Origin of the sequence: Pantoea vagans, from assembly GCF_001506165.1 — a bacterium.
Taxonomy (GTDB): Bacteria; Pseudomonadota; Gammaproteobacteria; order Enterobacterales; family Enterobacteriaceae; genus Pantoea; species Pantoea vagans_C.
The window spans coordinates 4,068,278-4,089,625 of sequence record NZ_CP011427.1 but is presented as its reverse complement, the minus strand read 5'-3'; the positions used below and the strand labels follow the sequence as shown (position 1 = coordinate 4,089,625).

The 21,348-nt window shown below is 55.5% G+C and carries 21 protein-coding genes; 8 read left to right on the top strand and 13 right to left on the bottom strand.

What is annotated here, in order from left to right:
• Window positions 1-72 precede the first annotated feature (72 nt).
• Complete coding sequence (locus LK04_RS18880) at window positions 73-1,311, top strand: valine--pyruvate transaminase (protein WP_039332052.1); 1,239 nt, start codon at window positions 73-75, stop codon at window positions 1,309-1,311.
• A 7-nt stretch (window positions 1,312-1,318) separates the two neighbouring features.
• On the opposite strand, the gene LK04_RS18875 is transcribed toward LK04_RS18880, so the two are convergent.
• The gene (locus LK04_RS18875) at window positions 1,319-2,767 is read right to left on the bottom strand and encodes a PLP-dependent aminotransferase family protein (RefSeq protein WP_039332051.1); all 1,449 of its coding nucleotides are present in this window, start codon (window positions 2,765-2,767) and stop codon (window positions 1,319-1,321) included.
• A 170-nt stretch (window positions 2,768-2,937) separates the two neighbouring features.
• Here LK04_RS18875 and LK04_RS18870 point away from each other — a divergent pair, with 170 nt between their 5' ends.
• The 6 genes from LK04_RS18870 to LK04_RS18845 are packed head-to-tail and all read left to right on the top strand — an operon-like array spanning window position 2,938 to window position 8,657.
• The gene (locus tag LK04_RS18870; protein WP_039332048.1) at window positions 2,938-4,404 is read left to right on the top strand and encodes a hypothetical protein; all 1,467 of its coding nucleotides are present in this window, start codon (window positions 2,938-2,940) and stop codon (window positions 4,402-4,404) included.
• A 17-nt stretch (window positions 4,405-4,421) separates the two neighbouring features.
• Entirely contained in the window at window positions 4,422-5,699 is a 1,278-nt protein-coding gene (locus LK04_RS18865) for an ATP-grasp domain-containing protein (RefSeq protein WP_039332046.1), read from the top strand.
• Entirely contained in the window at window positions 5,687-6,397 is a 711-nt protein-coding gene (locus LK04_RS18860; protein WP_039332044.1) for a class II glutamine amidotransferase, read from the top strand. Before LK04_RS18865 ends, LK04_RS18860 begins: the two co-directional genes overlap by 13 nt.
• 5 nt (window positions 6,398-6,402) lie before the next feature.
• Entirely contained in the window at window positions 6,403-7,203 is an 801-nt protein-coding gene (locus tag LK04_RS18855; RefSeq protein WP_039332088.1) for a 2OG-Fe(II) oxygenase, read from the top strand.
• Between the two features lie 27 nt (window positions 7,204-7,230).
• Window positions 7,231-7,731: a YbaK/EbsC family protein gene (locus LK04_RS18850; protein ID WP_039332041.1), complete on the top strand. Its 501-nt coding sequence runs from the start codon at window positions 7,231-7,233 to the stop codon at window positions 7,729-7,731.
• A gap of 20 nt (window positions 7,732-7,751) precedes the next feature.
• Window positions 7,752-8,657 carry an EamA family transporter gene (locus LK04_RS18845; RefSeq protein WP_039332039.1) on the top strand — a complete coding sequence of 302 codons (906 nt, stop codon included), beginning with the start codon at window positions 7,752-7,754 and terminating at the stop codon, window positions 8,655-8,657.
• A gap of 48 nt (window positions 8,658-8,705) precedes the next feature.
• Here the strand turns inward: LK04_RS18845 and ibpA are convergent, their stop codons facing one another.
• Complete coding sequence (gene ibpA, locus LK04_RS18840) at window positions 8,706-9,122, bottom strand: small heat shock chaperone IbpA (protein WP_039332036.1); 417 nt, start codon at window positions 9,120-9,122, stop codon at window positions 8,706-8,708.
• Between the two features lie 278 nt (window positions 9,123-9,400).
• Between ibpA and LK04_RS18835 the strand changes: the two genes are divergently transcribed.
• Window positions 9,401-9,748 carry a YceK/YidQ family lipoprotein gene (locus LK04_RS18835; protein ID WP_039332087.1) on the top strand — a complete coding sequence of 116 codons (348 nt, stop codon included), beginning with the start codon at window positions 9,401-9,403 and terminating at the stop codon, window positions 9,746-9,748.
• Here LK04_RS18835 and LK04_RS18830 read toward each other — a convergent pair.
• The 11 genes from LK04_RS18830 to LK04_RS18780 all read right to left on the bottom strand — a co-directional run bounded on the left by LK04_RS18830 (window position 9,726) and on the right by LK04_RS18780 (window position 21,159).
• Window positions 9,726-10,988, bottom strand: coding sequence for a DUF3748 domain-containing protein (locus LK04_RS18830; protein ID WP_039332034.1), 1,263 nt, complete (start codon window positions 10,986-10,988; stop codon window positions 9,726-9,728). The genes LK04_RS18835 and LK04_RS18830 overlap by 23 nt on opposite strands.
• A 151-nt stretch (window positions 10,989-11,139) precedes the next feature.
• On the bottom strand, window positions 11,140-12,432 hold the full coding sequence (locus LK04_RS18825; protein ID WP_039332032.1) for an MFS transporter: 1,293 nt from the start codon (window positions 12,430-12,432) through the stop codon (window positions 11,140-11,142).
• Window positions 12,433-12,666: 234 nt separating this feature from the next.
• A complete protein-coding gene (gene dgoD / locus LK04_RS18820) occupies window positions 12,667-13,815 on the bottom strand; it encodes a galactonate dehydratase (protein WP_039332030.1) in 1,149 nt (382 codons plus the stop codon).
• Window positions 13,812-14,429, bottom strand: a complete 618-nt coding sequence (locus LK04_RS18815) for a 2-dehydro-3-deoxy-6-phosphogalactonate aldolase (RefSeq protein WP_039332028.1) — start codon at window positions 14,427-14,429, stop codon at window positions 13,812-13,814. The genes dgoD and LK04_RS18815 overlap by 4 nt, the downstream gene beginning before the upstream one ends.
• Window positions 14,413-15,288, bottom strand: a complete 876-nt coding sequence (locus LK04_RS18810; RefSeq protein WP_039332026.1) for a 2-dehydro-3-deoxygalactonokinase — start codon at window positions 15,286-15,288, stop codon at window positions 14,413-14,415. The genes LK04_RS18815 and LK04_RS18810 overlap by 17 nt, the downstream gene beginning before the upstream one ends.
• On the bottom strand, window positions 15,285-15,983 hold the full coding sequence (locus tag LK04_RS18805) for a FadR/GntR family transcriptional regulator (RefSeq protein WP_039332021.1): 699 nt from the start codon (window positions 15,981-15,983) through the stop codon (window positions 15,285-15,287). Before LK04_RS18805 ends, LK04_RS18810 begins: the two co-directional genes overlap by 4 nt.
• Before the next feature lie 259 nt (window positions 15,984-16,242).
• Window positions 16,243-17,052, bottom strand: coding sequence for a sugar-phosphatase (gene yidA, locus LK04_RS18800; RefSeq protein ID WP_039332018.1), 810 nt, complete (start codon window positions 17,050-17,052; stop codon window positions 16,243-16,245).
• Between the two features lie 88 nt (window positions 17,053-17,140).
• Window positions 17,141-18,430 (bottom strand): MFS transporter, encoded by a 1,290-nt coding sequence (locus tag LK04_RS18795; RefSeq protein WP_039332017.1) that lies wholly within the window; start codon window positions 18,428-18,430, stop codon window positions 17,141-17,143.
• Window positions 18,427-18,921 carry a YhcH/YjgK/YiaL family protein gene (locus LK04_RS18790; RefSeq protein ID WP_039332015.1) on the bottom strand — a complete coding sequence of 165 codons (495 nt, stop codon included), beginning with the start codon at window positions 18,919-18,921 and terminating at the stop codon, window positions 18,427-18,429. Before LK04_RS18790 ends, LK04_RS18795 begins: the two co-directional genes overlap by 4 nt.
• Window positions 18,922-18,994: 73 nt before the next feature.
• Window positions 18,995-19,918 carry a dihydrodipicolinate synthase family protein gene (locus LK04_RS18785; RefSeq protein ID WP_081998095.1) on the bottom strand — a complete coding sequence of 308 codons (924 nt, stop codon included), beginning with the start codon at window positions 19,916-19,918 and terminating at the stop codon, window positions 18,995-18,997.
• Window positions 19,919-19,962: 44 nt separating this feature from the next.
• Entirely contained in the window at window positions 19,963-21,159 is a 1,197-nt protein-coding gene (locus LK04_RS18780) for a PfkB family carbohydrate kinase (RefSeq protein ID WP_039332010.1), read from the bottom strand.
• Between the last annotated feature and the right edge of the window lie 189 nt (window positions 21,160-21,348).

Here is a 21,348-nt window from a genome sequence, read left to right as displayed (position 1 = left end):
TTAGCCATTGCGCCTGCCCGCCGCGGGCGCTATGGTGGTTGCCCATTCCCGATCACAATGTTTTAACTTCCTATGTCCTTTTCTCAGTTCGGCGACAAATTTACTCAACATTCCGGCATCTCACGTCTGATGGAAGACATGGGTGAAGGCCTGCGCACACCTGGCACCATTATGCTTGGCGGCGGCAACCCGGCGCAGATCCCGGCCATCAATGACTACTTTAATCAGCTGCTCCAGCAGATGCATCAGGACGGCAAGCTGAGCGAAGCGCTGTGCAATTACGATGGCCCGCGTGGCAAAGCGTTGCTGCTGGATTCACTGGCGAAGATGCTGCGGGAAGAGCTGGGCTGGCCGATTACGGCACAGAACATTGCGCTCACCAACGGCAGCCAGAGTGCGTTTTTCTACCTGTTTAACCTGTTCGCGGGTCGTCGCGCAGACGGCAGTAAGAAACGCGTGCTGTTCCCATTGGCACCGGAGTATCTCGGATATGCCGATGCAGGGTTAGAAGAGGATCTGTTCGTTTCCGCTAAACCGAACATTGAGCTGTTGCCAGAAGGCCAGTTTAAGTATCACGTCGATTTCGAGCACCTGCCGCTGAATGATGATGTGGGCTTGATTTGCGTGTCGCGTCCGACCAATCCGACTGGCAACGTGATCACCGATGACGAACTGATGCAACTGGATGCGCTGGCGCAGCAACACGGCGTGCCGCTACTGATTGATAACGCCTACGGTGTGCCTTTCCCCGGCATCATCTTTAGCGAAGCGCGTCCGCTGTGGAACCCGAATACCATACTGTGCATGAGCCTGTCGAAACTCGGCCTGCCTGGTGCACGTTGCGGCATTATCGTCGCCGATGAGAACACCATCAGCGCCATTGGCAACATGAACGGCATAATCAGCCTGGCGCCGGGCAGCATTGGTCCGGCGATCGCCAATGAGATGATTGCGCGTGGTGATTTGCTGCGTCTGTCAGAAGAGGTGATCAAGCCGTTCTATCAGTCCAAGGTGAGCGAGACGATTGCGATTCTGCGTCGCTATCTGCCGGAAGACCGCTGCTTGATCCACAAACCTGAAGGGGCGATTTTCCTCTGGCTGTGGTTCCGCGATTTGCCGATCAGCACCGAAGCGCTGTATCAACGCCTGAAGGCACGCGGCGTGTTGATGGTGCCAGGTCACTTCTTCTTCCCTGGTCTGGAACAAGCGTGGCCGCATACCCATCAGTGTATGCGCATGAACTATGTGCCGGATGCAGAGAAGATTGAACGCGCGGTACAGATTCTGGCGGAAGAGCTGGATAAGCTTTAAAGGCTGCTTAATCCGCTGTTAACGACAGCTGGCACCACTGTGCCAGCTGTTTGATCGCCTCTTCCACTTCAGCATTCCAGCCAAACCCGGCGTTGAGTCGGAAACAGTGATCGTAGCGGTGGTCAGTGGCGAAGATATGCCCCGGCGCAATGCCGATCCCCGCGTTGCGCGCTTTTAGAAACAGAGCGCGCACGTTTAACGCCTGCATCGGCATCTCCACCCACAATACGTACCCGCCCTCCGGCTCTGATACGCGCGTGCCCGCCGGGAAATAGCGCAGCACCGCCTGGCGCATATGGTGGATTTGATTCTTCAGCTCACGGCGCAGTTTGCGCAGGTGCGCATCGTAGCCGCCACTGCGCAGCAGTTCAGCAATCGCCGCCTGTGAAAGTACCGAGGTGCCCATGCTGGTGGTGTACTTCAGTGAGGCAATCTTGCGCATGTAGTTGCTGCTGTGCACCCAGCCAATGCGAATGCCGGGTGCCACGGTTTTTGAAAAGCCGCTGCACAGGATGGCATTTGGGCTGAAAGCGCGCATCGGGAACGGACGCCGCTCGCCAAACGCGGTGTCACCAAAGATATCGTCCTCGATAATCACCACATCGTTTTCATCAGCCTGACGCGCGATGTAGGCCTTCTGCTCGTTGGGAATGCTTTTGCCCAGCGGATTATTGATGTTGTTGATGGTGAGATACGCCTGCACCGCTTTGCGCTGGAACAACGCCGTAAGCTTGGAGACGTTAACGTAGCCCTCAGGCCCAGCTTCAACTTCAATCACCCGCAGGTTGAGGTTGTGCAGCATCTGTAACAGCACAAAGTAGCAAGGTGACTCCACCGCCACGATGTCACCAGGACGCGTGGTGGCGCGCAAAGCGAGTGAAATGGCTTCGATGCAGCCATTGGTGATCAGGATGTCATCCGCGCTGATATTGCAGCCATAATCCACTGCGCGTCGGGCGATTTCTGCCTTGAGTGGCGCATAGCCGGTGCCTTTCACCGTGTTACCCAACAGTGCCGGTTTGCTGTAACCCATCTGACGCATCAGCAGGCCAATTTTCTTAACCGGATAGAGGGAAATATCGCCGTTCGCCAGATCCAGCCTGACGCGACAATCGGAGCCCAGCATCGCCAGATGCAGTTCGGTTTGCTCATCCAGCGGCGCCACTTCGCGCGGCTGTTCGCTGTTAAGTGGCACAGGCAGTGACTTTTCCACCTTACGTGGCGCGACAAAAAAACCGGACTTAGGACGCGCCACAGCGTAGTGCTCATCCTCCAGCGTGCGTAATGTTTTCAACGCGGTGGTCATGCTGACACTGTACTGTGTGGCCAGCGTACGCACTGAAGGTAAACGGCTGTCCGGCGGCAGCGATCCGCTGTGAATGGCTTGTTTTATCTGCTCTGCGATCTGACGGTAACGACTACTCTGACTCTCCTGTTCACTCGCTCCAGCCGTCATCTGTTCCACCCCATATCGTACACATCTGTGCGTATCCCTCAGATTACATTCAAAGTACTTTAGGTTGCATCTGTTAATTCAGCTTCAGACATTCATTGCGTTTCCTTTTCCCGTGGTTTGCCGCCAGCACGGCAAACGCGTTTTTAATCGCCAAAGGATGAAGTCAAAAAATGAATAATCTGCCCACCATGATGAGAGAAATAGAAGGCTACCTGACACCCGCCATTATCGATTCTGCTCAACGCTGCTCTCGCCGTTTACTCGATGCCCTACCCGATAGTGAAAATCCTGCTCGCAACCGCGTGCTGCTTGCGTATGGCGGCGGTAAAGACAGCAGCTACATGGTGGCCTATGTGCGTTACATTCAGGGGCTGATCTGGCAACAGCAGGGCAGCACCTTCCAGCTCCGTATCAGCACTAACCGTCACGCGGCGATGAATGACAGCGTGATGGAGAATATTGACCGCGTGTACCGCGCTTTGCGCATCCACAACGATGATTTTACCGAGTGCCTGGTGACCGATGGCTTGCAGATCCGCGCTTTCGATCGCCACTTACCGATGCCCGACAGCGTGCGCCAGCAGAATCGCAACGATGTGCTGATGAATGGCCACCGTTTTCGCGCCGATGCACGTTCCACCTTCTGCAACGCCTGCAACCTCAGTATGGTGAACTCCTTTGGCCTGGCGGCGCACTACGCGGGCGGCGTCGATGTGATCATCACCGGTGATTCCCCACAGGAGCAGACCGCCTACCTCGCCTGGGCGCGCCACTTGTCACGCCTGTTTGATGCGCCTGTGGCGGATAAATCACGCGGCTTTAGCGGTTTCCTGCAAACCCTGGATGGCGTGGCAGAGCGCTATTTTGCCGATATCTACGGTGCCGATCAGGTCACGCCTGCGCATCGCATTACCTGGCAGCTTGAGCGCGATCCCCTGTTCTTCAATATCTACCAGGACACCGCCTATGAAGCCGGTGCGCACTGGGCCCTGCTCACTGAATTCATGCATTTCCGCTTTGATGAACTGATGTTCAGCTTCTCCGAATCGGACTGCGGTAACCCGACGTTAATGGCACATATTCGCGGTCTGCGTGCGGAGACGCTGATGCAGCGCAGCTACGCCGAAGGCATTCGCGAATATGTGCGCTTTGCCCTCGGCTTGATGGAGAAGAAAGATTTCCCGCCGCAGCTGATCAGCGAAATGGCCGCGCGTTATCAGGACGATGCAGCGATAGAACGGGCGCGTGAGCGTGCCGCCCGCTTTGCTGAACAGGCTTTTGGCCTGAATGAGACACAGTTGGTGTGCATGATCTATTCGCCGTTTATCGCGCAGGGCCACCAGCTCAATGCCTGGTTACAGCAGTTAACCGATGCACCAGATGAGCAGGCGGTGCGTGCGCTGCTCAGCAGTGACAGTGATGACGTGCTGCTGGCTCAGCAGTTGGAACGGCTTTCGGGTCTGACGATTGCGCAAATGCGCCAGTGCTGGCGCAGCGCACAGGTCAACACCTTGCTGGACGGAACGCGTGGTGATGCGCTGTCGCGCGTGCTGCGTTTCGATCCACATAAAGCCGTGATTCAGGTCAACAACGGTGCCTTGCAAGACATCGTTACGGAAGTGATCTCCGGGCGTTAACCCGGTAAGGCGACGCGATGAGAAAGATTTTCCTGCAGATTGGTGCCACCCGTGACGGACAAAATCCCTATTGCGCGGTGGCAAAACGTGAAGGCTATTTTACCGTGCTGGCAGAGATGGGCGACTTCGTCGACTACCAGAGCCTTAGCCTTCAGCTCCCGTTCGATCTGATTGTGCGTCTCGATCGCCCGGAAAATCCGTGGGATGTGTTGCAGGCATGCCTGCGGGCCGGGTTACTGGAACACCCTCAGGTGGTACTGGCAGGCTTCGAAGCCTACAACGCCAGCGCCGGTCGCGTGCGTGAGTTGCTGGCCGGGCCGGATGCCGGTCCCTGTTTTATTCCACCGGACAAATATGCGCAGCGCATGGCGTTACGCAAAGCCTGGCCGCGCTTTCCCCAGCCGGAGTTCCGCTTCTTCGCCTCGCCGCTCAGTATTCGTGACGCGCGTGATGCGCTGCTTTACCCCTGCGTGATCAAACCGGTTGATGGGGGCGGCGGGCTGGGTATCTGGTTAGTAGAAGAACCCAGCCAGCTGGATGCCGCCGTCGCCAAGCTGGTGGAAACCATGAACTACGGCGGACGCGGCTTTAGCGGCTTTATTGTCGAGAGCTGGCTGGCGGGCGATGAATACTCGCTGCAGGGCGTGGTGGATAACGGTCATGCGGTGGCGCTGACCTGCTGTCAGAAGGTGATCGAGCACCAGATTGATGAGGAAGGCAGTATCAGCTTCTACGAATCCGGCCATGTTGCTATGGCAGCGCAACAGCTGCCTGCCGCGTTTGTCAGCCTGATGAGCTTCTGCTGCGAAACCTTTGGCTATCGCCAGGGCGCATTCCACATCGACTTCATCATGGTAAACGGTGAGCCGCACTTCCTCGAAATGGGCTTCCGCTTATCAGGCATGGGGGTGGTGAATCTGGTGGAAGAGGTTACCGGCATCAACTGGGCAGAAGTGGCGTTCCAGATTGAAGCCGGGCGCGGTTTACCCGCTTTGCACTTCCCGCCACAGCCGCAAGCGATTGGACGTTTGCGTTTGCGCCAGCGTCTCCAGCATGACGCCGCCGAGCGCTGGATTGCACAGCATCAGCGCGGGCAGCTCCTGCCGCCGCTGAATCTGCCGGTGCTGGAGGTGTCGTCCCGCTCTTCGCTGTATGCCGATCTCACCCGCCATGCCGGAATTCTCGCCACCTTCCGTCTCGCCGCCAGCAGCCGTGATGAGGTACTGGCGGTGTTCAACCATATTCTCGCGGTGCCGACCTTAGCCACACGGAGAGATTTACTATGTGCAGAATGATTGTGGCTCACGGCCAGTTCGACGCCGCCGCGGTGCTGGATGCCGCGCGCGCCATGAGTTGTGGGGAAACCGCCACGCATGAAGGTCCGATTAAGCAGCATCCTAACGGCTGGGGCTGTTTATGGCTGGAACAGGGGCACATTCGCACCCTGCACGGCACCGGCACCTTCGCCGATGCCTTACCGGGCATTGATGTTGATCGCCTGCGCCACTGCCGTTTTCTGGCGGTGCATGTGCGTCATGCCACGTTGAGCAAAAATCAGGGCATCGAATTCTCTCATCCGCTGTGGCGAACCAGTGGCGCCACACAGTGGCACATGATGCATAACGGTTTTTTGCCCACGGTGTATGCCCAGCTTGGCATGGCAGAATCCCGCTTCGACTCCGCCGAATACCTTGAGTACATGGTCAAACAGGCCACGCCAGCCGATTTCACCCGCGACTACCTGCGCGACAAAATGGCGCGCGTCGCACCGGGGGGCAGCGCCGCCAATGCGATTTTCGTTACGCGAGAGAAAGCCTGGGCGTGGCAGTGGCATCCTGAAGATACGCCTTATCCCAACTATTTCACGCTGCACCACCTGCATCACAACAACACCACAATTATCGCTTCTGAACCTATTCCAGCACTGGGCGCGGCGTCTGACTGGCGTCGTATGCACAACCATGAACTTTATGAATTTCCATTGGGGGAGTGATCAGCATGGCCATTTTCAATCAGATACGCGTTATCAATCCGAAGATGTTTGTCGAAAGCGCCTGGCTGGATGACATCGTCACCGCTCGTGTGCCATTGCTGGTGTTGCGAAATTTCCTCACGCCAGACGTGCGCGAAGCGGTAGTGGATGATTTACAGCAGTGCCGCGAGCAGGTTCGCGTATCGCACTATCCCAATGGCGCGTTGACCACACTTGGCCCTTATCTGGCCAAACACACCCGCGAGCCGGAAAACTACTTCACCGAGCTGCGCGATATTCAGCCTGCGTTGCCGCCATCACTGCACTGCCTGCGCGACCAGGTTTACAACTGGGTTAAGCACTCATTGCGTCTGGACAGCCTGCAAACCGCCAGCGAACCCGATCTGGGCCACTATGCCGGTTCCATCGTGCGCTTCCACGCCAACGGCGTCGCCAATCCACTGCATAACGACAACATCGTGCGCGATGCCGCTGGCAGTGGTCTGGCGGTGACGCAGATTCTGCATCAGCTGAGCTGTGTGGTCTGTTTGCAGGAGTGCAACGCGGGCGGTGAACTGCGCATCTTCAACAAGAAGTGGCAGCCGGTTGATGAACGTTTCAAAACCCAGGGCGAACTCGGCTATCAGAGCGGCGTGGTAGAAGACAGCGAAGTGTGCGAATTCTCTCCGCGCAGCGGCGATATCTATCTGTTTAACCCGGCGTTTTATCACGAGATTGATCGCGTGGAAGGCGACACGCGAATCACCATGGGCTTTTTCTTTGGCCTGACCGACAAAAAAATGAAGCACGCCATTGCCTGGAGTTAACGCCAGGCCTTCGACGAGGAAAAGAGTATGAATACCTATGAGAAAGTGATTGCCCTACTGGATGAACACCGCGCCGACTACCGCGTGGTGGAGCATGAAGCCATCGGCCAAACCGACGTGATCAGTGCGATTCGCGGTAACGATCTCCATCAAGCGGCCAAAGCGATGGTGCTGGAGGTCACCATGCCGGAGGGGGCGGAAGCACGCTACCTGCTGGCAATCGTGCCGGGCGACTGCAAGATCAACTTCAAGAGTGCCGCGCGTGCCATTGGCGGCAAGAAATCCACCTTCGCCGCGCCAGAGCAGGCGCAGGCACTGACTGAATGTGTGATGGGCGCTGTCCCTCCGTTTAGTTTTGATGACCGACTGGCGTTGCGGGTTGATACGCGCCTGCGCGATGTCGGCACCTTGTGGTTTAACGCCGGGGCGCTGGAGCGCTCTGTGGCGCTGAATGTGAATGATTTCTTTGATGTAGTCGGTGATGACTGTTGTGCAGACATCGCCACTCCGGTGACGGCGACCGCCTGAAGCGGCTGTAAGGAACCTGTATGTCAGTAAAAGATATGATGTTAGCGCTGTGTGTGGTGGTGGCATGGGGGGTGAATTTTGTGGTGATCAAGCTGGGTCTGCACGATATGCCACCGTTCTTGCTGGCGGGGCTGCGCTTTGCCCTGGTGGCCTTCCCGGCGATCTTCTTTGTGAAGCGGCCGCAGATCCCGCTGCGCTGGCTGGTGGTGTACGGCATGACCATCAGCTTTGGTCAGTTCGCCTTCCTGTTCCTCGCCATTAAACTCGGCATGCCTGCGGGCCTGGCCTCACTGGTGTTGCAGGCGCAGGCGTTCTTTACCCTGCTGCTTGGGGCGCTGTTTCTGGCAGAAAAGCTGCGCTGGAACCATATCGCCGGCATTTTCGTGGCGACACTCGGCATGTTTATGCTGGCAACCGCAGGGATGGAGGGGCAAACCACGGCGGGTATTACGCTGACCACCATGATGCTGACCTTAGCGGCGGCGCTGTCCTGGGGTTTGGGCAATATCACCAACAAGATCATTTTGCGTAATCGCAATGTGCCGGTGATGTCTCTGGTGGTATGGAGTGCGCTGGTGCCGGTGGTGCCCTTTTTCGCCTGCTCCTGGTGGTTTGATGGAGAAGCGGAGATCGTCACCAGCCTGCTCAACATCTCATTGCAGACGGTGTTGGCGCTGATTTATCTCGCTTTTGTGGCTACCATTGTCGGTTATGCGATTTGGGGTAACTTGCTCAGCCGTTATGAAACCTGGCGTGTTGCACCGCTTTCACTGCTGGTGCCGGTGGTGGGCATTCTCAGTGCGGCATTGGTGCTCGACGAAACCCTCTCCCCGCAGGAGATCATCGGGGCATTAGTGATCATTCTCGGCCTGCTGGTGAACGTATTTGGCGGGATGGTAAGTCAGCGATTATGGGTGCGGACCTGACGGAAAACATATGGGCGGCCTGAGGGCCGCCCTTCGCGTTATCGGTGATTAATTCAGGATTTCAATCCGACGCGGTTTCGCCTCTTCCGGAACGATGCGTTCCAGATCGATGCTTAACAGACCCAATTCGAGGCGCGCATCGCGCACTACAATGTGGTCTGCCAGCTGGAATTTACGCTCAAAGTTACGCTCAGCGATGCCCTGATACAGGTACTTACGTTCCTGTTGCTCTTCTGCATGTGCCCCGCGGATCACAAGCACATTATCGTGCGCCGTGATGTCCAGTTCACTCTGAGCAAAGCCCGCGACGGCAATGGTGATGCGGTAGTGGTTTTCATCCACCAGTTCGACATTATACGGAGGATAGCCACCATTGGCCTGGTTTTGATTGGACTCAAGCAGGCTAAACAGACGGTCGAAACCAATAGCCGAACGATAAAGCGGAGAGAGATCAAAGTTACGCATAAAAAGACTCCTGAAAATCAGCAAGTTTTGGCAACCTTCCACCATGGACAGGTTGTGCGGCCTGCAGCTGTCCCTATCGGCGACAGCAGCACGACCGTAGTGTAAAAATGGGTGCGCTGAGGGAGCTTTCAAGGGGCATCGGTATTTTTTTGCAGCAATTCTGTCGAAATAGCATACACTCAGGAGTTCTTCCCTTGTCTGACACGACATCGCCATAGAGCCATGCTGTCAACAAGAGACACACTCCAGCCAGAGACCTGGCTGTAGGGATGATGATGATGAAAATGATGAAATGCTTCCCACTGACAGGCTTGCTGGTCTGCGGTGTTTTGACTACCTCAGGTTGCTCCAGCGTCATGTCTCACACGGGCGCCAGTCAGGGCTATTATCCCGGCACGCGCGCCAGCGCAGACTTAATTGCCGATGACAATACCAGTTGGGTGATCAAGCCACTGGCCGCCATCGATCTGCCCTTCTCCGCTGTGCTGGATACCGTCCTTTTACCGTGGGATTACTTCCGCACTGACCATGATTCAGCGCATGAGCGTGTGCTGCAGAGCGAAAAAATGGCTGGCACTGAGGCCAGCCTGGCGACGGCAGCGTCTATGCCGCCGACATCGCACTAACGCAGAACAGTTGTCGCCAGCCCTCGACCTCTCGCATATACGCGATCTGTTTCCCATCGGGTGACCAGACCACCGCATCACCCGATGGCGGCTGTGCGCTGCGTGCGGTTAAACGTGTGCACTGGCCTGTCGCCACTTCACAACGCATGACGCTGTTATCACAGATAAAGGTGATAGCTTCACCAGAGGGTTGCCAGCTAAAAGCAGACTGAATGCTGCTGCTCAACTGCGTGATTTGGCGCGGTGTGCCGCCATTGGGTGAGACACTCCACAGCTGCACAACGCCCGCATCGTCCGCCAGCAAGAAGGCAATCGCACTGCCATCGGGAGCCGCACGTAGCCAGTGGCGTGGCTGTAATGCCAGCCCTTTGCTGTGTGTGATGCGCCGCTGCTGCACCCCCGCCGGTGGCGCAGGTAGCGTGTCTGCGGTGCCCTGCAACGGCGCCGAGCCTGCTTTGGCGTAATCGCCTGATGCCTCTGGCAGATCCACCACAAACACTTCTGGCACTTTGTCGCCATTGGCGGCACGGGTATCGCCAATAAAGGCCAGCGCCCAGCGCTGCCAGCGGCCATCCGCTTTCTGGTAGCCGCGATCGCCAATCCAGCACTCTTCATAAGCACGATCGATGTGATCGCTGCCTGGCTGCGGATCGCGCGTGGTCTGACTCACCAGCACGCAGTAATGGCTGCCATCATATTCACGTGGGTGCTGTTTGGGGGGGCATACCGGATGCAGCGGCACGGCAACGCCCACGTTGCGCAGGTCTTCACGTACATCTTTCTCATGCATCACGTGATCGTTGTAGGTGAAGCTGAGGCGCGATCCATCCGGGCTAAAAACATGAACATGGGAGCCGCCGCGCAAAGCGCCTGGCGTGAAGGGTGCGGTGATATCGCAGGCATCCAGATTTTCGGCATTGCCCTGCTGCACGATGACGCCACGGCGATGATGAAAATCGTAGTGCCAGTGCGCATCGGGATGTTCAGGGCCATGGATACAGACATAGCGCGGTGGGAGACCTGGGCTGACCGTCACCACACCGACGTGCGCCCCATCGCGGGCTTGGTAAAGCACCTCTACCTTGCCACTCGCTACGTTCACACGTTCGATAGTTAAGCTGGTAAATGAGGCACCGGAAGGCCGTACGTCAAAGGCCAGCCACTGGCTGTCGGCGGTCCAGACGTTGATATTGGTGAGCTGATGATGACGCTGTGCAAAGGTGAGTTGTTTTTCTGACATGAGGCAACCTTACATCCAACAGTTGCCGAACAAAGTACGCGAATATGCGGTGAGGCGCAGCAGGCATAGCGCAATAATTTGCGAACAGACCGCGCAATGAATTGCGGCGCGCCAGGGCGCGCCCCTACCCCCATTCATCGCACGTTATCCCTTAACCCACGCGCTTTACGTCACCCACCAGCAGGATGTAAGACAGCGCACCGATCAAGGCGACAGCTGAGATATACACCAGTGCAGGCGCAAAGCCGTAATCCTGCGCCAGATAGCCCACCACCAAGGGCACCGTGATGCCGCCCAGTCCGCCGATAAAGTTGAACATCCCCCCGGTTAACCCAATCAGCCTTACCGGAGCGAGTGATGACACCAGCGACCAGGTAATTGAGGCAAAGCCGTTGCCAAAGAAGGCGATCGCCATCAGCGTCATAATCCACACCGGATCGTTGGTGTAGTTCGCACCCATGATGCAGGTGGAGATCAGCAATCCGCAGATGATCGGGGTTTTGCGTGCAAAGCCGAGTGAACGTCCACTGCGCACCAGCCGGTCCGCCACGATGCCTGACAGAATCACACCGACAAAGGCAGCCAGGAACGGCACAGTGGTCATAAAGCCGGCTGTCAGGGCAGAAATGTGTTTTTCCTGCGTCAGGTAGTTCGGGAACCAGGTCAGGAAGAACCACAGCGTGGAGGTCACGGCAAACTGCCCGAGATACACGCCACACAGCTTACGGTGGAACACCAGTTTCCAGTCAGCGGCGGTGAGTTTGGTACGTGTCTTTTTCGCTGCGGGCGCATCGCCATCGACCATCGCTCCGCCTTCACGGATATAGTCCAGTTCAGCCTGATTGATGGCTTTGCTTTGACTGGGTGCCTGATACACCTTGATCCACACCAGTGACCAGATAATGCCGATACCACCCGTGATAATGAATACCCAGTGCCAGCTCAGCAACTCCTGAATCCAGATCAGCAACGGCGTCAAAAACGCGAGGCCGACAAACTGCCCTGAGGTGTAAAAACCGACTGCCGATGCACGCTCCTGCTCCGGGAACCAGCTGGTGACCAGACGGTTATTAGTCGGAAAAGCCGGGGCTTCAAATACACCGGTAATGGCACGTAATCCAATCAGCGATAATAATCCGCTGGCAAAGCCCTGGAATAAGGTCGCCACAGACCAACCGAAAATGGCAATAAAATAGGTTAAGCGTGAACCAACGCGATCGAGGAACCAACCGCCGGGAATCTGGCACAAGGTATATAACCAGGCAAAGGCAGAAAACACGTAACCCATTTCCGCTTTGCTAATGCCAAACTCTTCCTGAATATGCGCCGAGGCAACGGCTAAATTGGCACGATCGACGTAGCAAATCACCACCGTAATAAAAATCATCAACAGCGTAATATAGCGACGCCGCGTCGGTTTAGCCTGAACAGCAGAGAGATCCATGGTGTTTCTCCGTTGGTATAGCGGTGCAATGTATTGCGCATCCTTGCAAGATGCGCGATAAACCGCGCCGCTACAGGTATAGGGGTAAGTAAAACCGTGTTAGCGGTTAATGTTGGGTGCCAGAAAAAAGGGTGAGCGAGGCCCTATGCCTTATTTCAATGGCACACTTATTTAGACATTTAATATTTTTAATACCCTAAATAATTCAACCTTCAGCGTTAAGCATGACGGGTATTACCATTCAGCCACCGATCCATCTGGGAAACGCCATAATGGGTTACGCCAGTCTGGCGCATTTTTACTGCGTTCAATCACCAGCTCTTCATTAATTTCCACGCCGAGGCCCGGTTTATTCAGAGGATAGAAGTGGCCATCGTCCATTTTGAAGTCATCTTTATTGATGACGTAATCCAGCAACTCAGCACCCTGATTATAGTGAATGCCCATGCTCTGCTCCTGGAACACTGCATTACGAGACACGAAATCCACATGCAGGCAGGCAGCCAGCGCGATCGGACCTAATGGGCAGTGCGGAGCCAGCGCGACATCGTAGGATTCGGCCATCGCGGCAATCTTGTAGCACTCGGTAATACCACCGGCATGCGACAGATCCGGCTGCAGGATCGCCAGGCCACCCGCTTCCAGCACGCGTTTAAACTCGAAGCGCGAGAACATACGTTCGCCTGCCGCGATCGGGATATGGGTTTGCGCCGCCAGACGCGGATAGTATTCCGCTTGCTCAGCCAGCACCGGCTCTTCAATAAACAGCGGGCGATAAGGTTCCAGCTCTTTGATCAGCACTTTCGCCATCGGCGCACTGACACGTCCGTGGAAATCGAGGCCGAACTCAATCTGGTTACCGAAGGCTTCGCGGATCTGCGCCACGGTGTTCACTGCGGCATCGACTTTGCGTGAGTTATCGATAATGCCCATCTCTTCACAGCCATTGAGTTTGAAGGTGTCGAAGCCGATGGAACGCAGCTTTTTGATGCCGTCCACCACCTCTTCAGGTCGATCGCCCCCCACCCAGCTGTAAGCCTTGATGCTGTCACGTACCAGGCCGCCCAACAGCTGATACACCGGCACACCCAGCGCTTTGCCTTTGATGTCCCACAATGCCTGATCTATACCGGCGATAGCACTCATCAGAATCGGGCCGCCGCGATAGAAGCCACCGCGATACATCACCTGCCATAAATCGTTGATGCGCGCCGGGTCTTGGCCAATTAAATATTCCGACAGTTCATGTACGGCCGCTTCCACACTGCGTGCGCGCCCTTCAATCACCGGCTCGCCCCAACCGACAATGCCTTCATCGGTTTCAATTTTCAGGAACATCCAGCGCGGCGGCAGGCGATAGGTGGTCAGTTTGGTAATTTTCATTTAACAGCGTCCTTATATGCAGCAATAAATGCGCGAGCCTGTTCCACAGTGCGCGACAACGGTTGGCCAGCGCGATAGAGATCGCTGCCTAACCCTGCACCAACGCACCCTGCGGCGATAAATTCATGTAGGTTTTCCGGTGTCACGCCGCCCACGGCAAACACCGGCACCTCTGGCGGCAGCACCGCTTTCAACGCCTTGATGTAAGCGGGGCCAAAGGCCGACGACGGGAAGATTTTCAGCGCCTGCGCACCAGCTTGCAGTGCGGTAAAGGCTTCAGTGGCAGTGGCACAACCGGCGGCCACCGTCATGCCTTTCGCGACGGCCTGTCGGATCACCGCCGCATCGGTATTGGGTGTCACCACCAGCTTGCTATTCAGCGTGCTCAGGAGATCGACCTGAGCCGGATTCAGCACCGTTCCGGCACCAATCAGTGCTTTATCGCCAAAGGCCTGCACCATCGCGCCGATACTTTTTTCCCATTGCGGGGAATTCAGCGGGATTTCGATGGCGTCGAATCCGGCTGCAATTAGCGCTCCCACATGGGCTTCCGCTTCATCTGGGGTGATGCCACGCAGAATGGCAATCAACGGTAATTTAGTTTGCCAGGTCATCTGCAATACTCCTTATTCCATGCTGGAACGCGCGATCGCCTTCCAGGTTGACTGAATCCACGCCGATAAACTGCAGCGCCTGTTGATATCGCTGCGCCAGTCCACTGCTGGCAATAATGATGACCGGTTGGCTGCTGGCTGCTTTCTGCGTCATCAACGCCACTTCGTGACCAATCAGCAATCCGGATAAAAAGTCGCTGATATGACGACGATCGCGCGCGCCCAGCACATGAGATGCACGCACCTCAAACAGTCTGGCGAGAATCGATGCGTCGTGACTGCCCACCTGCAACCCTTCATTGAAGGCGGCTGGGCATGCTTCCTGCTCAGGTAAACCGGCACCTATCAGTGACTGTTTCAACAACAAATGGTGCAGCTCACCCGTCATGACGGTGCGAAAATCATGCACGCCGTTTTGCTCGACCTCGACCCATTTGGCGTGCGTGCCTGGCATCACATAGCGTTGCGCAGGTTGCAGCGCCATTGCGCCCAACAGTTGCGTCTCTTCGCCGCGCATGACGTTGTAGTTGTCATCACGTTCGACGCTCAATCCCGGCACGATCCACGCTTTATCTTCGACGCGCGTCAGGCGGCTGCTCAGTTGATTCAGCGCCACCGGGCAAGCCAGATAGGGAACGGATAACCAACCGGCATTACTGCCAACCATCCCGGCCATCACCACCGGCACATCGTTGACAGGCCAACCGTCGGTAATCTGGGCAAAGACTTCAGCCGGTGTGCGGCCACCAAGGCGCGTCACACCCGCTTCCGAGCGACGTTCATCCACACAGGTGCCTTGCTGATAATGCCAGGCACGCAGGTTGGTTGAACCCCAGTCAATCGCGATATAGCTGCTCACAAAATCTCCTTGAGTCGAGCCGTGGAGCTGGCGATCATCGCTTTTGCCGCCTGCTCCGCCGCATCACCATCCTGATGTCGGATGGCATCAAATAGCGCTTTATGTTCGGCCAGGGTACGCGGCATGTTGCCGGCATCCGCCATGTAGGTTTTCGCAAACACCGCTTTCTGTAACTGGCTGATCGCCACGTTAAGCTGCTGCAATACCGGATTGTGCACCGAAGCCAGCACCGCTTCGTGGTAACGGATATCCGCCTCGTTAAAAGCTTCTCGATCGAGGTGATGGGCAACCATATCGTTGTAGGCCTGCTCAATCGCTGCCAAATCGGTTGAGGTGGCGCGTTCCGCCGACCAGCGCGCAATCTGTGGCTCCACCAGCACACGCACTTCACTCATGGCGGCAATCAGACGCGGGTCCTGATCGTGCGCCAGTGCCCATTGCAGTACATCGCTATCAAGGTAATTCCACTGATTACGCGGGGTAACAAAGGCGCCGCGATAGCGTTTCATCTCCATTAACCGCTTGGCCATCAGCGAGCGAAACACCTCGCGAATAATGTTGCGTGAGGTGCCAAAGCGCTCACACAACTCCGCTTCAGCAGGCAACGCGGCCCCCGGCACAAACTTCCCTGCGACAATCTCTTCACCCAGCGTCAGGATGATGCGCTCGGTTTTACTTAATTGTTCTTGCGTCATGATGTTCCATTCAATGAAAGGCGGTAGCCCATCAGATTACTGCTTTCGCGGTGTGAAACCTAACAAACGCCTGGGTCTGTGACGCGAATTGTAGTACCAATAACTAAAGTTGTACTACAATATGGATCACAAAACAGACAATTTTAGCGCACATAAATACGTGGGCGATAGTGGTTGGGGCGCCATTTATGGCGACCAAGAGCGAGGGAAGATTCAAGCAGAAGTGCGGACAGCAGCATGCCGTCCGCAAAGGAAAGGGTTACAGCACTAACTCTTCAATGGCGTGCGCTACGCCATCTTCCATATTGGTTTTGGTGATAAACTGCGCGATATGTTTAACCGAATCAATAGCATTGCCCATCGCCACACCGGTTCCGGCATATTCGATCATCGCCAGGTCATTCTCCTGATCGCCAATCGCCATCACTTCCGACTGCTGCAGGCCCAGTTTGTCCGCCAGCATTTTCACGCCATAGCCTTTGTTAACCAGCGGGTTGAGGATTTCCAGGTAGTAAGGCGCGCTTTTCAGAATGGTGTAGCTGTCACGGGCACGCGACGGCAGACCCGCAATCGCTTTATCCAGCAAATGTGGCTTGTCGATCATCATCAGTTTCGGGAAACGCGTGGCCGGGTCCATCTCTTCTACCGCGCGGTAACGAACCGGGATACCGGTCAGGCTGGCTTCATGGATGGTGTATTCGCTGATGTCTTTGTTCGGCGTATAAAGGAAGGATTTATCGAATGCCTGGAAATGCACGCCGAGGTCACGCGCCAGCTGTTCCAGGTAGAGGAAGTCATCGAAACTTAACGTCTTTTCCGCGACCACGTCGCCGTTATCCGCACTGTGCACCAGCGCACCGTTGTTGCTGATGCAATACTGGCCGGGCTGCTGCATATCAAGTTCCATCAGATAGCGCTCGACGCCAACAAATGGGCGACCGGTCGCCAGCACAATGGCCACCCCTTTATCACGCGCGCGGCTAATCGCTGATTTCACTGCTGCCGTGACCTCGTGCTGCGGGTTGAGCAGCGTGCCGTCCATATCGATCGCAATCAATTTTATCGCCATAACATCCTCGGTTAAGTCAGAGTTTGTTTAATGCTAGCGCGATTCAGCTCACATTGACCAGTTAATCGACAGAGGACGGCATCTTCAGTTATTTCGCGGCAAGTGGCTTACGCACAAACAAGCCGTAGCTCAACGCCCCTAGCATCAGCAAACCCGCCCCCAGCAAGAACACATTGGTAAATTTGCCGGTGCTATCGAGGATGATGCCGGTGACAATGGGTGCCATTGCGGCGCCAAGGAAGCCGCCAAAGTTTTGAATCGCACCCAGAGAGGCCACTTGAGATTTTGGCGCGATATCGCTGGCTAACGTCCAAAGTGCGCCCTGTGGCATCTGCGAGCAAAAGTAACCCATGGCCAGCAAGCCAATCGCCAGTGGCGTGCTATCCACAAACGGAATGGGTGCCACGAAGCACGCAGCCATGGCCGCGCCGGTCACAATCGGCACCTTTCGTGCGGTAATCGCTCGTACGCCACGACGCACGAGGCGATCAGACAGCATGCCGCCGACCAGTACGCCCAGGATACCCGCGAAGAAAGGAATTGAGGCGATCCAGCCTGTCGCTTTGAGGCTGAAACCAAGCGATTTTTCCAGATAACCTGGCAGCCAGGTAAGATAGACCCAAATGGTAAACATGATGGAGAAGTTACCGATCACCATAAACCACGTGGTGCTATGGCGGAACAGTGCACCCCAACTGGCCTGCGCTTTTTCTTCCGGTCCAGCCACACTGCGATGGCCGGCGTGCAATAGCGCATCTTCACGTGCATTCGGATCGCGATAGAACTTCCACCATGCCAGCAGCAAAGGAATACCCATTAAACCAATGGCGACAAACATACCCCGCCAGCCCAAGGTTAGCAGCAACACGGTCAGAATCGGTGGGGCAATCGCATTGGCAATTTGTGATCCCGTATTGATGATCGCGGTGGGTAAGCCACGCTCTTCATCACCAAACCAACGGTGAGTAATCTTGATACCCGAGGTGAAAAATGGCGATTCGGAGATGCCCAGCATCATACGCAAGCCATAGAAAAAGCTGTAGCTATTCACAAATGCCGCCAGCACGGTAAACGTGGACCATAATCCCAGCGCCCAAGAGAACATTTTCCTTGGACCAAACTTATCGACTAGCCAACCAGCAGGCAGGTTCGCCAGCGCGTAAGGCCAAAGAAACGCGGAGAGTAATAAACCCATTTCGGTTTGCGAGAAGCCGAATTCAGCGGCAATTGTGGTGTTAGCGATGCTGAGGTTAGCGCGGTCCAGGTAGTTAACCACCGCCGCCAACAGTAAAAGCAACACAATGCCCCAACGCAGTTTGCTTACCGCCGTGGTTGGCGCTAGGGTCGCATCGGATAACGTATGCGCGGAGGGTTTCATGATGCCTCCTGCGGGGCGACGAACAAGTCGAGATGGATTTTAATCACCGCTTTGCGAATGCGCTGTACTTCGGGAGCGGCACAGCAGGGACGATGAACATCGTGCGGGAAAAACAGCGCAAACTGGCCCGGCGTCAGCGTAATCATCGACTCATCAATGGTGTCCTGATAAAACACCACATCGCGCTCACTGCGCAGATCTTCAGTAATGAGATGTTGTGGATGGGCACGCGCCACCCCGATGCTTTCACGTCCTTCCAGTAAATATTGGATATCAACATAGTTAAAGTGCGATTCTGCGCGGCGATCGCTCGCCGGTTCGGTCTCCATTTCCTGAACCAGACAGAACATCTGATTATTGGGGAGTAAATCGTATTTCCCCGCCTCCAGCTGGCTAAAATCGGTATCCGCAATCCAGCGAATGGCCTGGTCAACTATGGGATGAAAAGCGTGGCGCTCGCGCGGCCAGTCCAGTCGATCGCATACAATCATGATGTTTTCCCGTGTCGTTATCGTTAGTGGGTTCAGGTACAGCGGGAGGATAAACATCCTCCCTTCAGAGGATTTATTTTGTTACGCGTGGCTGCCACAGCTCGCTGCCATCTCGGATTTGATCGAGCAGTACGCCCAATCCCCAGAATTTTTCCAGCACGTTGTCTTTATTCACACGACAGTGCTCAGAGGCAAACGTGCCGAGGCGCTGATGATAAATTTTGGCGTTTTTGGGATAGCCAAGAGTTTCCGTTACGGCGCTTAATGACAGGAACAGTGACAGTTCATGAGCTTTTTCCGGTTGCTGTGCGCCGTGGTGATAGAGCCAGTGATACAGACCAGGATGGAAATTAGTGAAGACACCGCTGAACCCTTTGGAACCCGCCTGCATGGCTGGCCAGGCAATGGCTGCATTCGCATTGATCACTGCTAACGGAGTGCCTTCTGCCAGCTTGACGCGACGTTCAACGGTGGGCAAATCACAGCTCACATCTTTGAGCACCGCGAAACGACCGCTGTTGGCGCAGAAGCTAAATTCTTCATCTGTTAACAGGCGACGATAGGGTGCCGGGCACTCGTAAAGACCCAACGGCAGGTCGGCAGGCAACGCTTCCAACAGCGCATTGAGATGGGTATAGAAGGTTTCACTGCCTTGATTTTGCGGATCGAGATGGTTGGTCACCAGCACCAACGCGTCGATGCCCGTTTTGGCCATGGCTTGCAGCTCGGTGATTTGCGCGGTCAAATCATCGCTGATGTGGCCAGATGCAATCACGGGTACACGCCCCTGCACCTTATCCACCACGAAGCGCGCCAGATCAATACGCTCGTCCAGACTGAGATATTGCATCTCGCTTGACTGGCAGACGGCGAACAGCGCATCGACACCTTCTTGCAAATACCATTCGATTAATTTCTCCAGTCCGGGGTAATCAATCTGGTTATCAGCAGTAAACGGGGTCAGCATGACCGGAACAATACCTTCAATCTTTTTCATCATCTCTCCTGCCAGCGGAAGGCCGCTGTGATTAGTTGTCTGGTTTATCGTTGTTGAAGTCTGGCAAGTACCTGCTGACGATCGGGCATATTGCTTGCTCCTTCTCGCTCAACAGCCAGTGAAGCAAAGGCAGAGGCCCAGGTTGCGGCCTGCAGTAGACTTTGTCCCTGAGCTAAGGCCGCAGCCAGCGCGCCATTGAAGGCATCCCCTGCACCGGTGGTATCTACGCTCAACGCCGGAAATGCCGGGATATGGTGGAATTTTTGGTTATCAAATAGCAGAGCACCGCGAGAGCCCATGGTGATGATCAGTCGCCTTGCGCCCAGCGCAACAATGGCCTGCGCCGCCGCACGTGCACTCGTGAGATCGAAGATTTCAATGCCAGAAAGACGCGAAGCCTCTGTTTCGTTCGGCGTGAGAACATCAATCATCGGCAAGCAACTCACCACGTCGGCTGAAAACGGTGCGGGATTCATGATGACGCGAACGCCTAAAGTGTGGGCGAGACGGATGGCACTGCGCGTGGCTTCGAAGTTGTTTTCCAGTTGCAGCAACATCACGTCTGCATCCGTTAACTCGTGCGTTAGCTCGGCAATTTCTTCATCGGTGACGGTTTTATTCGCACCCGAGTAGATCGCAATCATGTTCTCGCCATTTTCCTGCGAGACGTAAATGATCGCGCTGCCAGTGGGCTCGCTATCTGTCTGATAGAGGCGGAAAGAGTGAATGTCGGAGGCTGAGAGGTGATCGAATGCAAATTGGCTGAACTGGTCAGTCCCTACTTTGGCAACAAAATGGACACGTGTACCGGCACAACTGGCGGCCATTGCCTGGTTGGCACCTTTGCCGCCAGGTCCCAGCGTGCTTCCCAACGCCATCAATGATTCGCCACTTTGTGGAAAGCACGCCACTTTCGCAACGATATCAACGTTAAATGCACCAAGGATGCAGACTTTCCCCTGCTTACCCGACGATTTACCCGATGCTTTGCGCGATTGCAGACGTTGAAGCAAAACTTCGAAGTTACCGCTTTCGCTGATGAGTTTTTCTTGCAGATTGCGGCGTAAAGCAATTGCACCGCCATAACAGCGTTGCACTAAGCCCTGTTGCGCCAATGCACTCAGATCGGTGCGAATGGTTTCCCTTGTCACACCGAGTTCGCTTGCAAGTCCATTCACCGTGACGCGTTCGTGTTCATCCAGCCATTGTAAAATTTGGCTGCGTCTTTCTTCCAAAAACATGCGCTTTCCTCCGCTTCGCCCGCAAGCGTAAGGGAGACGGCTATCTATGAAAGTGATACGGATCTCAACGATCGGGTAAAAACGGAAGCAAACAAAAACTAACGCAGATGTTTTTTAAGGAAAAAGAAGTTTGTCAGGCGGATACCAAAATACGGGGAATAAAAAAACCCTTCCCGATTGGGAAGGGTT

What these genes read in the sequence shown, in the direction of transcription:
- LK04_RS18815 (WP_039332028.1), bottom strand. Translation starts at nt 14,429, where the DNA reads ATGACCTGGCAAACTAAATTACCGTTGATTGCCATTCTGCGTGGCATC.
- LK04_RS18860 (WP_039332044.1), top strand. Translation starts at nt 5,687, where the DNA reads ATGTGCAGAATGATTGTGGCTCACGGCCAGTTCGACGCCGCCGCGGTG.
- yidA (WP_039332018.1), bottom strand. Translation starts at nt 17,052, where the DNA reads ATGGCGATAAAATTGATTGCGATCGATATGGACGGCACGCTGCTCAAC.
- LK04_RS18875 (WP_039332051.1), bottom strand. Translation starts at nt 2,767, where the DNA reads ATGACGGCTGGAGCGAGTGAACAGGAGAGTCAGAGTAGTCGTTACCGT.
- LK04_RS18855 (WP_039332088.1), top strand. Translation starts at nt 6,403, where the DNA reads ATGGCCATTTTCAATCAGATACGCGTTATCAATCCGAAGATGTTTGTC.
- LK04_RS18780 (WP_039332010.1), bottom strand. Translation starts at nt 21,159, where the DNA reads ATGTTTTTGGAAGAAAGACGCAGCCAAATTTTACAATGGCTGGATGAA.
- LK04_RS18845 (WP_039332039.1), top strand. Translation starts at nt 7,752, where the DNA reads ATGTCAGTAAAAGATATGATGTTAGCGCTGTGTGTGGTGGTGGCATGG.
- LK04_RS18865 (WP_039332046.1), top strand. Translation starts at nt 4,422, where the DNA reads ATGAGAAAGATTTTCCTGCAGATTGGTGCCACCCGTGACGGACAAAAT.
- LK04_RS18790 (WP_039332015.1), bottom strand. Translation starts at nt 18,921, where the DNA reads ATGATTGTATGCGATCGACTGGACTGGCCGCGCGAGCGCCACGCTTTT.
- LK04_RS18870 (WP_039332048.1), top strand. Translation starts at nt 2,938, where the DNA reads ATGAATAATCTGCCCACCATGATGAGAGAAATAGAAGGCTACCTGACA.
- LK04_RS18785 (WP_081998095.1), bottom strand. Translation starts at nt 19,918, where the DNA reads ATGAAAAAGATTGAAGGTATTGTTCCGGTCATGCTGACCCCGTTTACT.
- LK04_RS18880 (WP_039332052.1), top strand. Translation starts at nt 73, where the DNA reads ATGTCCTTTTCTCAGTTCGGCGACAAATTTACTCAACATTCCGGCATC.
- LK04_RS18830 (WP_039332034.1), bottom strand. Translation starts at nt 10,988, where the DNA reads ATGTCAGAAAAACAACTCACCTTTGCACAGCGTCATCATCAGCTCACC.
- LK04_RS18850 (WP_039332041.1), top strand. Translation starts at nt 7,231, where the DNA reads ATGAATACCTATGAGAAAGTGATTGCCCTACTGGATGAACACCGCGCC.
- LK04_RS18825 (WP_039332032.1), bottom strand. Translation starts at nt 12,432, where the DNA reads ATGGATCTCTCTGCTGTTCAGGCTAAACCGACGCGGCGTCGCTATATT.
- ibpA (WP_039332036.1), bottom strand. Translation starts at nt 9,122, where the DNA reads ATGCGTAACTTTGATCTCTCTCCGCTTTATCGTTCGGCTATTGGTTTC.
- LK04_RS18835 (WP_039332087.1), top strand. Translation starts at nt 9,401, where the DNA reads ATGAAAATGATGAAATGCTTCCCACTGACAGGCTTGCTGGTCTGCGGT.
- LK04_RS18805 (WP_039332021.1), bottom strand. Translation starts at nt 15,983, where the DNA reads ATGACGCAAGAACAATTAAGTAAAACCGAGCGCATCATCCTGACGCTG.
- dgoD (WP_039332030.1), bottom strand. Translation starts at nt 13,815, where the DNA reads ATGAAAATTACCAAACTGACCACCTATCGCCTGCCGCCGCGCTGGATG.
- LK04_RS18795 (WP_039332017.1), bottom strand. Translation starts at nt 18,430, where the DNA reads ATGAAACCCTCCGCGCATACGTTATCCGATGCGACCCTAGCGCCAACC.